General features: G+C 75.1%; 5 protein-coding genes. All 5 read right to left on the minus strand.

The genetic code is table 11. From position 1 onward, the window contains the following. Positions 1–5: 5 nt before the first annotated feature. The 5 genes from ACZ6AA_RS30750 to ACZ6AA_RS30770 are packed head-to-tail and all read right to left on the minus strand — an operon-like array spanning position 6 to position 13,119. Entirely contained in the window at positions 6–1,823 is a 1,818-nt protein-coding gene (locus ACZ6AA_RS30750; protein ID WP_471461368.1) for a hypothetical protein, read from the minus strand. Beyond that, positions 1,816–7,026, minus strand: coding sequence for a hypothetical protein (locus tag ACZ6AA_RS30755; RefSeq protein WP_471461370.1), 5,211 nt, complete (start codon positions 7,024–7,026; stop codon positions 1,816–1,818). Before ACZ6AA_RS30755 ends, ACZ6AA_RS30750 begins: the two co-directional genes overlap by 8 nt. Then, positions 7,023–10,202, minus strand: a complete 3,180-nt coding sequence (locus tag ACZ6AA_RS30760; protein WP_471461372.1) for a hypothetical protein — start codon at positions 10,200–10,202, stop codon at positions 7,023–7,025. The genes ACZ6AA_RS30755 and ACZ6AA_RS30760 overlap by 4 nt, the downstream gene beginning before the upstream one ends. Continuing rightward, positions 10,199–11,368, minus strand: a complete 1,170-nt coding sequence (locus ACZ6AA_RS30765) for a Kelch repeat-containing protein (protein WP_471461414.1) — start codon at positions 11,366–11,368, stop codon at positions 10,199–10,201. The genes ACZ6AA_RS30760 and ACZ6AA_RS30765 overlap by 4 nt, the downstream gene beginning before the upstream one ends. Before the next feature lie 53 nt (positions 11,369–11,421). After that, positions 11,422–13,119 carry a Kelch repeat-containing protein gene (locus ACZ6AA_RS30770; RefSeq protein WP_471461418.1) on the minus strand — a complete coding sequence of 566 codons (1,698 nt, stop codon included), beginning with the start codon at positions 13,117–13,119 and terminating at the stop codon, positions 11,422–11,424. Between the last annotated feature and the right edge of the window lie 30 nt (positions 13,120–13,149).

Consider the following 13,149-nt stretch of genomic DNA (forward strand, 5'->3'; position numbering starts at 1 on the left):
CGGCATCACTGCCCGGCCGACCGGTCCTGCGCGGCCGGGGTGTCGGTCAACAGGTCGAAGCCGAGACCGCTGGAGCGCTCGCCGTGGCCGGAGGCGCGCCGCGCGGCGAGCCAGACCACGACCCGGCCGTCCCGCCACCGGGCGCGATGGAAGGAGACGGTGACGCGGGTGCCGGTGCGCGGGACCTCCTCCTCGTTCACGAAGTAGGGCCGCCCCGCGTCGAGTCCCTCGCGCAGCAGGGCGGTACGGGGCCGGACCGGAGTGCCGTCGGCGGCGCTGGGCATGGCGGCGCGCTGGAGCTGGACGCTGCGGCTGTCGCCCGGCACGTGGACCGGGATGAAGGGAATCCAGTTCTCCGGGACCGAACCGGCGATCCGGTACGCGAGGGGCGCGCGCGGGTCGTCCGGCGGCTCGGGAGGGTGCAGCCGCAGGCGCTGGGCGAGCGTCTCGGCGGCAGCCTCGTCGCCGTTGCGGCCCGCGCCTCCGGCCAGTTGGACGGTCTGCTCGATGCCCCAGACGAGGTTGGCGTTCTCGTCGCGTACGAGCGCCACGTCCTCAAGGGCGGGTCCGGTGGCGGTCTTGGGCGTGCCGGGCGGCAGGAGCAGGCCCGTCTCGCCGTGGGCGCCGAGGGTGAACATCGACCACCGCTGCCAGCCCTGGCGATCCCCGGTGCCGGCCGGGGTGATCCACCGGCGCTGTCCGAAGACGTCGGTCACCGCCAGACCCTGGACCGTGGCCAGTGTCCCGGCGGGCACGTCGCAGGGGAGCTGGTACCAGTCGTTGCTGAAGACCAGAGCGAACTCAAGGAAGATCAGCCGGGCGAGGTCGGTGCTGTCCGGGTTGACGGCGGCGAAGTTGGTCCGTCCGTCCTCCAGCGCCCACCAGCGCGGCAGCGGCATCCCGGCGAATCGGACCGGCGTGGGGAAGACGGTGCGCGGGGTGGGTGCGGGCTGCGGATCCGTGCCGCCGAGTGAGCCGCCGGGCTCGGCGGAGAAGGCGTACCAGTCGAGCGTGCCGCCGGGGTACTCGGCCGCCGTGAGGACCCGTTCGCCGCCTTCCGGCGCGGCGGCGGAGATGGCGAAGGAGTGTTCCAGAGCGCGCGGCTGCCAGGTGGTCCGTGCCTCGTCGGGCTGGTCGATCAGCGCGTCGAACCAGTCGGTGAGGCGAGGGCCGAGCGCGTCGAGGGCCGCGCGGTGCGGGCGGGGGAGGTCGATGCCTTCGGAGGCGCGCCCGCCGTCCTTGAGGTGCCGGTAGAGGAGATGACCGTCCATGCGGCGCCCGGCCAGGGCCTGCAGGGTGGCCCACACCTCGGGATGGGCGACTGACCCGGTGTCGGCCTCGTCGGCCGGGTCGGGGAGTGGGACGGGGTAGCGGTCGATGTACTGCCGGGGGACCTGGTGGGCGCGGAAGACGGAGATGCCCGCGACCAGCTTCAGCCACCGGCGGCCGAGCGCGAGCCGGAGGTCGTAGGAGACGCGCTCGGCGCCGAACGCGAAGGGCAGGGGCCGACGTTCGGCGACCGCCTCCAGCGGCCGGTCGGCGGGCAGCGGCCCGGGCACCCTGCCCTCCGGGCGGAACCGGCTGGGGGTGCTGGTGGTCACGGCGTACGTGGCGGTCACGGGCGAGCCCGCGTCGTCACCGCGGAACTCGCCGAGCTGCCACTGCCGGGTCAGCATCCACAGCGCGTCGCGTACTTCGGCGCGCAGCGCACGAGCGAAGTCTGTGGTGCGCGGCCGCCCTTCCAGCCGGTTCCAGACGCCCACGGCCGGGTGCGTGCGGTCCCGCAGCGCGCCGGCGAGGTCGGCGATGCGTGGCTCAGTCATGGTCGGCCTTCCAGCGCACGTTGGCGGTCGCGAGATCGGTGCTGATGGTGATGGGCTGCGTGGTCGCCGACATGAGCGTGGCGGGCAGGAGGTGCGCGTACGGGCCGTCTTCGAGGTGCGAGGGCTCCACGGCGCGGCTCCGGGCCAGGTCGAGCGTCTCGTGGAGCGCCGCCACCAGGTCGGCGGTGTCCCACGTCCCCTTCCGCGCCGGTGGGCTGACAAGGAGCATCGCCTGGGGCGGCTCGGAGTCGGGCCGGTCCACGTCGGCGGCGATCCCGGTGGTCTCCCGCTCGGCGGGGACGACCTCGGTCCACTCGTCGAGCAGGAGGCCGCAGTGCGGCGCGTCGTCGTCGGCGCCGCGCGCGTAGTGCGCCGTGAACAGCAGACGGTCCTCGGCGAGTGGGGCGCCGGGGGCGAACTCCATGCCCAGCCAGTGGTCGTCCGTACGGTAGGGGAGCTGGACCGGAGCGAGCCCCGGTTCCTCGTCGTCGGCGTCCTCGTCCCGCAGCGCCCCGCTGAGCAGCACGACCCGCTCCCAGAGCCGCGGCATGTCGCGGACCCGGGCGAGTCCGTGGATCCAGTCGTCGAGCGGGAAGTCCCGGCTGAACGGCGGCCGGGTGAGGTGGCGGACGAGCCGCTCGCTGTCGTCCCGGGCCTTGCGCAGCTCGGTGACGAGCGCGGCGGGCGGCGTGAACTCGGGCACGGCCAGGACCTCGGGCCCGAGCAGCGCCTGGAGCGCCTCGATGCCCGCGCCGACCCGGTCGGGCCCGGTCACTGCCTGGTCGTACGCGGCGAGAGCGGCGTCGGCCGCGGCGAGCCGTGCCGCGATGTCGGTGCGCAGCGCGCGGGCCCGGTCGAGCAGGTCGTGGCCGAAGGCGACGGCCCGGTCCTCGACGGCCGTGAGGTCGAGCCCCGCCGGGTCGATGTCGGTGAGCGGGAGCAGGTCGGAGACCTGGGCGAGCAGTCCGCTGAGAGTGTCCCGGTCGGTGTGTGCCTGCTCGTCCAGATCCCGGAGGCGGCGCTGGAAGGCGCGGCGGCTGTTGCCGACGAGCGTGCGCAGCCGCGAGGGCCGATCCGGTCGGGGGACGGTCGGGGCCGTGGTGAGGAGGCGTTCGGCCTGCTGGAGGATGCGGAAGCGTTCGCCGTCCGGCGTGGCGGGCGGCAGCACGTCGTACTGCGCGAGGAGCGTGTCGGCGTCGGCCAGCGCCCGCGTCATCCGGGCCGCCGTGGTGGCGACGGCGGCCAGCACCTCGGCGTAGGCGCCCCTGCGCCACTGGGCGAGTTCGCCCCAGCCGCTGCGCACCATCCCGAACCCGGCCGCCGCGGTGGCGAGTTCGGCGTACCGGTGGAGGAACGCGTCGAGGGTGCGGAGCACAGAGGCCCGGGACGGTGGCGCGGGCGGGTCGGGGTAGAGGGGCGAGAGGTCGTGGACGTAGTCGGCGACCTCCTCGTCGAGTGCGGCGAGGGAGGCGCGGACGGCGGCCGGGCGGGCTCGGGGCAAGGACACCGCGTCGTCGGCGGCGCGGTCGACGGGCGCGCCGCCCGCCGCGGGCACCAGGTCGCTCGCGCGCAGTGGTCGCGACGTGGTGAGCAGCGTGCGCAACGCGTCGATGAGCGGGGAGAGTTCAAAGAAGGTGATCTTGTCGTGGACCCGTTCGGTGTGGCGGATGGTCAACACGGCGTCCGGCCGCGGGCCCGCCCGGTCGATCACCGCGCCGACGATCCGGTCCTCCAGGTCGGTCATCGCCGCCGCCCCCGCCGAACGGACGGTCCACAGCAGGTCGATCGGGGCCAGGCCGAGGTCGTCCAGCGCGACGTCGTGGCTTCGCGGTCGGCCGTCGTCGGGATCGGTCCAGGCGACATGCGCGACGACGTCGTCGGCGTCGGGCAGCAGCCCCTCCAGCCAGTCGTCGACGGCCGGTTCGGCCTGCGCCCGGGGCGCCGTGCGGCTGTCCGGACGCAGCCCCGGGCGCAGCCGGAGGCCGAGACGGTGGGTGAGAGTGGTGCCGCCGCGCGGGGTCTCGACCACCGTGGGCTCTGGCGGGAAGCCCGCCTTGGCGTAGGCGTCGAGGGTCGCAGAGGCGCGCTCGGTGTTCCCTGCCAGGGCCTGGTGGGCGCTCTCGGCGACGGCGAGGTCGGCGAGCGCGTCGTGCACGTCGAGGAGTGCGTGCACCTCGCTGGTGAGGGCCGCGGCCTGGCCCGCGGTGGCGGGCGGCAGCACGCCGTCGAGCCCGAACGGGTAGCTGTCCGGGACATCGGTGCGGGTCACGTGCCGTACGAGCGAGAGGCCGTCCACGACGTTGCGGGCCTCGACCTGCTCGATGGGAACCTGCTGGGACGGGTCGGTCGCGGTCTGCGGGATCCTTCCGGCGCGCAGCGGGAACCGCTCGCGCAGCGCGGAGACGAAGCGGTCCACCTCCGCCTCCTCGTGCCGGTCGTGCAGGCCGCGCTCGAGGCGGTAGCCCAGCAGCGCGCCCAGCGGCTGGCCCTGGCGCAGCCCGTCGAGGAGGCCGAGCGCGGTCCGTACCCGTGCGGAACCCAGGTCGACGGCGAAGGCGCCGGGGTTGGCGGGACTGGAGTTGGCGGTGTACCCGGCGCGCAGGACGGCGGCGGTCCTGGCATGGCCGGGGGAGGGCGCGTGTACGAAGCCCGCGTTCTCGGGGTCGTGCAGCAGGGGCGCGGGCCCCGCGAAGATCTGCCCGAGCTTGCCGGTCAACTCGACCGGTGCGAGGTGGGCGGCCCGGGGGCGGAGGTCCTCCAGCCAGCCGTACGCACCGAGGTGCAGGCCGGGCCGTGCCTCGCTGTCGCCGTTCACGCCGAACCGCAGTTCCTCCAGGCGCGCCGTGGCCAGGCCGATGCGCCAGGCGTCGAGCCGGTAGGTGGCCAGGTCGAGGTGTTCGGCGAGGAGCCGCTCCAGGCGCGCGGTGGGCAGGTCCGCGAGGATGCCGAGGGCCTTGGTCTGCTCGGCGAGTTCGACGGTGGCGGGTGCCTCGCCGATCACCCCGGGAATGAAATCGACCAGGAGCTGGTCCGCGTTGCCGGTCACGGCGCGCTCCGGCGAGTACAGCCGCCGGAACCGGCTCTCGCTCGGCAGCGACTGCCCGGGCCCCGGTATCCGTATGTGCACGAAGGGCGGGTCGGCGACGAGTTCGTCGGGCGCGGCCACACCGGCGGCGACGGCGAGATCGCGGGCCGTGTCGGCCCAGCCGAGCAGCACCGCGTGCCGCAGCAGCAGGTACAGCAGGGCGGCAGGCGGCTTGTCGTCGGCGAAGCCGATCTCCAGGCGGACCGCGTCGAGGTCGTGGGCCGCCTTGTCCGCGAGCCAGCGCAGGTAGTTGCGGTCGTCGGTGGTGCAGGCGCGCACCGGCTCGGTCTCCGACAGCGGTCGGTCGTCGACCAGCGGTGCGAGCAGCGGCTGCTGGAAGTCCACGAACAGCCTGCGCAGCAGGTCCGGGTCGTGCGCGGGGCTGCCGTTGTGATGCCCGAGCCTGGTCAGCAGCGCGCGCAGCGGTCCCGGCATGTTCAGCCGGTCGAGCGCGGGCAGGACGGCCGCACCCTGGCCACCGAGGTTTTCCCGGTTGAACACGTCTTCGACGCTCTGCGCGTACCGCTGGTGGTACTCGGCCGAGGTGGGGTGCAGCGCGAGGACGTCCAGGAGGCGCTGGTGCGGGTCGTCGGTGTCGGCGCCGAGACGGGGGACGTCGGCGGCGGCGTTCTGCCAGTCCTGCGCGGCCGCGGTGAGCAGGCGGTCGAGCCCCCGCAGATGGACGGCCGAGTCGGGCCACGTGAGGCGGGAGAACGCGGTGGTGACGAGGATGCCGTACGGCTGGCCGCCGATCCGCACGGCCGGGACGGGACCGCGCCCCGAGACGTAGCGGAGGAAGAAGTCTCTCGTCCGGCGGACGGCCTCGCGGTCCAGCAGGGGGTGGAGCGCCGTCTGGAGGTACGAGCCCCACGTGGCAGGCCACAGTGCGGTGTTGGCGGCGCGGGCGTCGCGCTGGTCCGTGCCGTCGGCTTGCGGCATGCCGTCGAGCACGGAGAGCGGGAGCCCGAGGAGTTCGGCGAAGCGCCGGCCATCGGTCTTGGTGGTCCAGTCGGTGGCCGCGGCGGCCGGTGCGGTCGCGGGGCGCAGCGCCGACTCCGCCTCGTCGTCCTCGCTCTGCCCCGCGGGCAGCCGCTCGGTGTTGTTCGTCGGGGTGCCCTGCGGCAGCAGGGCGTAGCCGTCGGGGCCCCGCACCTGCTGCGTGATCAGGTCGGAGAGCTGCTGCGCGGACGTGACCGGGTCGGGCTGCCCGCGCAGGCCGAACACGAGCAGACGGTCGAGCCCGGCGCGCGTACGGTCGTCCAGGGGAACCCGCAGCCCCATGCCGGACTGGACGGCACGGTCGAAGTCGGTCAGCCAGCGCAGCTCGTCGGGGACGTGCAGGGCTCCGGTGACCGGGTCCACGGAGATCTGGTCGGCGGCGGCCGGGTCCGGGCTCACGGGGAGCGTGTCCGGCACGGGTGCCCCGGTCGCGGACAGCACCTGCGCCCCGCCGACGTAGCCGAGGACCTGAAAGCGGTCGGGCAGCAGGCGGGCCCGGGCCGATCGGGTCCAGGACTCGGCCGCCGTGGTCCCGGCGGCGGGCGGCGGCAGCACCAGGAACGCCACCCGCACGGCGTCGCCCGTGCTGACGGGCGCCGCCTCGACGCCGGAGGGGCGACGAGCCCGGACGGCTGCGGCACGGGTGGCACCGACGGCGGCGTTCAGCGCGGCGTCGGCCTGGCGCAGCGCGATCCGGTCGCCGTGCGCACGCCAGACGGCGCTCCAGTAGGTCACCGTCGGCTGCACGTCGGCGGCGGGCACCGGCTGGGCGCTGCGGACCACGAGCACCGTCGTGCCGGCGGGTACGGCGGCCGGTTCCTGGGCGAGGTTGGCCGGGATCCGCCGGCCGAGGAGCCAGGCGGCGCGTCCGGGGGCGATGCGCGCGGACAGCTCAAGACCGGCGGCCCGCAGCGCCGCCGGGTCGCGCGCGGCGGCCCAGCGCGCGGTCCAGTACGCGTCGAGCGCGTCGATCTCGGCCGGGGTGGGCCGGGGCTCGAACTTGTCTACGGCCCACTCGTCGGGGAACACCCGGATCAGGAGCTCGTCCTCGGTGAAGCGCGTCTCGATCCGGACCGGGCCGAGGAGCACGGGGAAGTCATCACTGAGCTGAGTGTTCATGTCAGCATTTCCTGAGCGTGGACGGCGACCAGGACCGGGACCTGGAAGAGGATGTAGGCGAGGTCGGCGGAGCTGAGCCCCGCGTGCCAGAGCGGCAGGTTCTCGTCCTCGGCGCGCTGGTCGCGCTTCTCCTGGTCGTCCTCGGAACCGTCGAAGCCGACCAGGGGTACGGACACGTGGGGATCGAGTTCGAGGAAGCCGCGCCCGCTCGGGTCCACGTCCGTCCACGACAGGTCGTTCCACACCTCGACCGGGGTGGGCGCCGCGTCGTCGACCCCGAAGCGCGGGTCGCCCGGGCGCTCCTTGAGGACGAAGAACCAGCCCGCGTCGGCGGGTGGGGCGCCGCGCGCCTCGTCGGCGTCCAGGTCGAATCCGAGGAGCGTGATGTCCGGCTCGATCCTCGCCTCGTACAGCGGCAGCCGGAGGACGGAAGCGGGCGGTAGGCCGTTCTCCAGCGGGTCCACGGGCACCCGTTCCTGGGTGAGGTCGGGCAGGCCGTCCTCGCCGGGGGGCCACTGGGCCCGCTGCGCGTAGACGGCGGCTGTCGGGTACCGCTTGAGCAGTTCGCCCCGGACGACGAGGACCAGGTCCTCCTTGCGGGGGCCGCCGCCGGGGCGCGGGTTGGTGTTCTGGCCGAGTCGCGCGGTGGTGGGCCAGGTGTGGACCGGCGGGATGTCGTAGCAGCGTTCGCGTCGCTGCTCGGGGGTCTCGCCCGGGCGGAGCTGCGCGGCGCGCGGGTCCCAGAACTGCCGGAACGAGGTGCCGCGCTGGTCGGTGGGGTACTCCCGCCAGAGCAGCTCGCGGGCCATCTCGTGGTTGAGGCCCGCCAGGTAGGACTCGATGAACTCGCGGTTGTTGGCGAGCAGGGTGAGGGAGTTCTGCGGGACCAGGCCGACGTTGGGCAGGAAGGTGTCGACGGACTGGTCGAGGAGCGCCTGGTAGGTGGGCAGGTCGAAGACCGGGTAGGCCATGGCCTCGATGAAGTCGTCGGCGAACGGCCGCAGCCGCTCGGGCAGGCCGACCGAGCCGAGGAGGGTCTTGGGCACCGTGGTGTCCGCGCGCAGACCGGTCAGGACCGAGCTGATCGTGACGGCCACGTCGAGCCGTCCGCGTCGGCCGGCCCTGCCCACCGACGTGGCGACGGCCAGGCCCTGATACAGCTCACGCAGCGCGCCCTTGAAGCGCAGCGCCTCCGGGCTGTCGGTGGCACCGGGCCGTGGCGCCACCGGATCGCCCAGCTCGCGCAGGGTGAAGTCGGGGCTGCGCGGCAGGCTGTCGACCGGGTCCCCCGGCGGGCCGGGGTGCAGCTCGCGGGCGACCCGCTCGGCCGTGACGAGCCCGGCCGGGGTGGCCTTCGGCGCCGCGGCGGTGACCGCACCGGAGGGGGCGTCCATCCGCGGAACGAGCGCGTCGGGCGGCCGCTCCGCGGTGAAGGGCAGCGTCCGCATCAGCCGGGATCCCGGCCGGGTGATCCTGCGCATCGGCGCGGAGAGCGGCGCGCCCGCGACCTGGCTGGCCGCCACATGGAACCCGACCGCGACCTTCACCGCCTGCCCGTCGAGCGCCGCGGCCTCCGCCACGACGGCCGTCACCCGCGAGTGCGCGGGCGCGGTCAGACGGAGCGAACGTCCCGACGAGACAGCGGTCAGCGCTGCCGCCGTGGTGCCCTCCGGCGGGTCGAGGTGCTTGGTCTGGAGCACGTGCCCCACCTCGCGGGCCAGTTGTGCCGCACGGATCCTGGCGTTGGCGGCCAGTACGTCTCCCACCTGGGCCCAGGCGGCGGCCATCAGCTCTTCCTGGCGGGTCTGGACGACCTGCGCACCGAGGTGCGCGGCCACCCGGAAGCGCGGGTCGAGGTTGAGCCGGTGCACCCAGTTGCGGTTCTCGGGCGCGGGGACGGGGGTGCCGTCCTGACGGGTCAGCAGCCGGGGCGTGAGGGCATGCCACCGGCCGTACAGCTCCGGGGTGAGGACGGGGTCGGACGCCGTCGCGAGCGGCGGCGGCGCCTGGAGCGCGGCGTGCGCCTGCGCGGGAGCCTGGCGCTGGTAGTCGTCGGACAGGTTGACCAGCGCGGCCAGGGCCCGCTGGAAGGGGTGCGGATAGGGCGCCGCGGGCGGCGGCCGGTCGTGGAAGTTGTCCCAGTTCTCCGCCGCGTCCGGCGCGGTGCCCGGCGGCTGCGGCACCTTGAGGGCGCCACCGAGCGGCAGCACGCCGCCGAGGCCGGCCGGAGTGTCGATGCCGGGCAGGCCGAGCCCCGGCGAGCGGTGCACGTCGATGTCTCTGCGCCCGACGCGGGGGTCGGGCTGCTGCGGGCGCAGCAGCCGCACGAGGGACTCGAAGTCACCGGTGCTGCCCGTGGTGAACGACCAACGGTGGTAGTACGGCAGCTGCCCCGGGGCGGGACGGCCCGCATACGGCGGGCCCCAGCTCAGGTACAGGGCGCCGGGCGAGCCCGCCGGTTCGAGGCCGAGTCCGGCAAGGCGCCCGGTCTCGAACGCCGGTACCAGGAACGCCTCGTATGCCGTGTCCGGGCGCAGGCGGCGCGGGCACAGCAGCCGCGAGCAGGCGTTGTCGGCATTGGTGCGCAGCACCTCGCCGAGCGCGGCGAGCGCGGGTCCCGTGCTGTCCGAGGCGACCGGCCCCACCAGTGAACCGTTGACGTGCACGTGCGCCCAGGCGCCGAGCTGGTCGGGCCTGGGCAAGGTGGCCTCGGGGGAGCGCACGGCGATCACGGGCAGCGGCCCGCTTCCCTGCGGGCGTTCGGTGAACTCCGGTGCCGCGCCGTCCGGTCCGGGCCCGGCGTCGAGGACGACGAGGGCGAGCCAGGGGGCAAGGCGCTTGGTGGCGTCGTCGGGCGGGGCCGGACTGTAGCGCCAGGGGAAGTCCTCGTCGCAGAACTCGATGTGGGCGAGGTGGTTCGGCTCGTAGTTGGTGGTGCCGGGCCTCGGTTCCCTGCGCGTGATCGCGCGGGCGTCGACGCCCGTCACATCACCGGGACCGTACAGCTGGACCGTGCGCTCGATGTCCTGGGCCAGCGGGCCGCCCGCGAGCGGCTCGCCGGAGATCCGCAGCCGGACCGGGAGGGCGGCGCGGGTCGCGGTGCCCGGGTCGCCGGTGATCCGTGTCGCGATCCCCGCACGCAGCCACGGCAGGAAGGAGTAGGCGTTCGGGCTCACGAGACGCCTCCGGCCGCGAAGATCTCGGTACGCAGGGTCAGTTCGGGCACCGTGGGATCGGCGGCGGCCGTGCCGGAGCGGCTGGTGCCCCCGGTCACGAGGACCTTCCCGCCGGGCAGCGGAGCGGCGGCGAAGGCCCAGCGCCCCGTGGCCAGTCCGGCGGCCGGGGTCCAGGTGTCGGTGGCGGAGTCGTAGAGGACGGCGCTGCGGTATCCGGCCTCGTCCTTGTCGTCGGCGGCGCCGCCGACGACAAGGACCGCGCCCTGGCCGAACGGCAGCGCGCGGTGCAACGCCCGCCCGGACGGCATGTCCGCGACCGCCTGCCACGTCCCCGAGGCCAGGTCGTACACCTCGGCGGTGCGCTGACTGAACGGGTCGAACGGGCCACCGCCCGGCGCTCCGGGCGCCGTGCCGCCGGTGACCAGGACCTTCGTCGCGGAGAGCGGCGTGGCCTGGTGGTGGCTGCGGGCCGCGCGCAGACTCCCGGTCGGCGCCCACTTCCTCGCGGCGGTGTCGTACAGCTCGCAGAAGGCGAGCGCGGGGTCCTCCGCGGTGCCGACCGGCGCCGTACCGCCGCAGACCAGCACGGCTCCGCCGCTCAGCGGGACGGCGGTGTGTCCGGTGCGGGCCTCGGTCATGTCGCCCGCCGCGGACCAGGTTCCGGTCGCGGGGTCGTACACCTCGGTCGTGCGCAGGGCTTTGGTGGTCTGCGCGGAGCGGAGGGTGGTGCCCCCGGCGACGAGCACCTTGCCGTCGGTGAGCAGGGCCGCGCTGTGACCGGCCCGGGGACCCGCCATGGCGCCACTGGCGGTCCAGGCGCGGGTCACCGGGTCGTACAGCTCGGTCGTCGCGAGCGCGGGAGCGCCCGGCGCCGATCCGCTGGTGCCGCCGGTGGCGAGGACCTTGCCGTCGGCGAGAAGGGTCAAGGTGTGCAGCCGCCGGGGGGTGTTCAGGGCGCCGACGGCGAGCCAGGTTCCGGCGACGGCGTCGTAGACGGCGCTGCGGTCGACGGCGGCGGACGTGCTGTCGGCTCCTCCCGCGACGAGCACGGCGTTCCTGGCGGCGAGGAGTACGGCGCCGTCGTGCTGGCCGTACCAGGTGGCGGCTGCGGGCAGGTCGGGCGCGGACGTCCATGACCCGGTGGCCTGGGCGGTGATGCTGGTCATGGCGTGAACTCCCTCGCCGGGCGGACCCGGCACGAATGCGGTCAGGGGGCAGGTCAAGGGATCAAGGTCTCGCCCGTGAGGGCGAGTTGCAGTGGATCGGGACCGGGAGTAGCGGCACCGGCGGCGGCGATGCCCCCGGCCACGAGGACGCGGCTGTCGCCGAGTTCGGCCACGACGAAGGACCACCTGCCCTGGGTGGGCCCGGCGAGCGTCGTCCAGGTGCCCGCCGCAGGGTCGTACGCGGTCACGCTCCGGAATCCGGCAGTGAACCCCGGGCCCGCAGTGCCGCCGACGATCAGGACGTCTCCGGCGCGGGTGAGGAGCGCGCGGTGCCGGGCACGGCCGCCCGGCATGGCGGCGGCGGACGCCCAGGTGCCGGTGGCCGGGTCGTACAGCTCGGCGCAGTCGAGGGCGCGCGGGCTGAACGTGCCGTCCGGCGCGACGACCGCCTCGCCGCCCGTGACGAGGACCCGGCCGTCGGGCAGCAGCGTCGCCTGATGGCCCTTGCGGGCCGTGTGCAGGCTTCCGGTCGGGGTCCAGGTGCCGCTGGCCACGTCGTACAGCTCGCAGTACGCGAGTGCTGCGTCGCCGGTGGAGCCGGTGGGCAGCGCTCCGCCCGTGACGAGGACCCGGCCGTCGCGCAGGAGCACCGCCTGGTGGCCCGTACGGGCGTCGCTCATGGGCGCGGTGCCGGTCCAGACGCGGGTCACCGGGTCGTACAGCTCGGCCGAGCGGAGCGCACCGAAGCCCTGCCCGCCCCGGGTTCCGCTGCCTCCGGCGGCCAGCACCCGGCCACCGGGCAGCAGGGTCGCGGAGTGCGCGAACCTGGCCGTGCCCAACGGCCCCGACGCCGACCAGGTTCCGGCGGCCGGGTCGTACACCTCGGCCGAGGCCAGGGGCGCCCCGTCCGCGCCCCGCCCACCGGCCGCGAGCGCCCGGCCGTCGGAGAGCCGGGTGAGGGTGTGCAGGCGCCGGGCTGCCGCCAGTGGGGCCGTCGGCGACCAGGCGTCGGCGGTCGGGTCGAACAGCGCGGTCGCGGCGAGCGCCGAGCCCGTCGTGCCGGTGCCTCCGGCGACCAGCACCTTGCCGGTGGCCAGCGGTACCGCGTCCACCTGGGCTGCCGGAACGGGCAGGGTTCCCGCGTCGGTCCAGGTGCCGGGGACGGCGGGCGAGGCGGCTGCCTCCGAGGCGGGGATGACGTGCAGCAGTCCGTCGAGGGCCGGGTCGGCGGCGACGAAGTCGGCGAGCGCGTCGGCCGCCGTGGTCGGGCTGCGGAACGTCGCGGGCCCTCCCGATGCCCGGCGGCCGGGTGAGCCCGGCGGCAGCGCCGGGAGGTTGCTGCGTACGTACGCGACGACGAAGCGCTGGTCGGCGACGCGCACGGTCTCGGCCGTCGCGAACGGCTGGCGCAGCAGCGCCTCGTGCCGGGAAAGGGGGGACCGGCTGGTGCTGCTGCCGGGGAGGAGGCCGTCGAAGACGGCGGGGCTGACGCTGTGGAACCTCTTGGAGCGCCCGGCGGAGAACCGCGCGGGCGGCGCCGTTCCCGGACCGTTCACCGAGGCCGCGCCGCGGGCCCGGTTCGCGGAGGGCGCGCTGTCGAGGATGTGCAGCTCGTAGCGGGCACTGCGGCGGACGACCCGAGCGGTGGCCAGGGTGCCCGTGGCGGCGGTGAGTTCGAGACCGGTGTCCTGGGTCTCGTACGCGGGGCTCGACAGCTTCGCCGCGTCGCTCATGTCCTGGTACTGGGCCATGGCGAACTTGTCGCCGGTGTCGGAGACCCG

It is taken from the genome of Streptomyces sp. NPDC040610 (assembly GCF_055594065.1).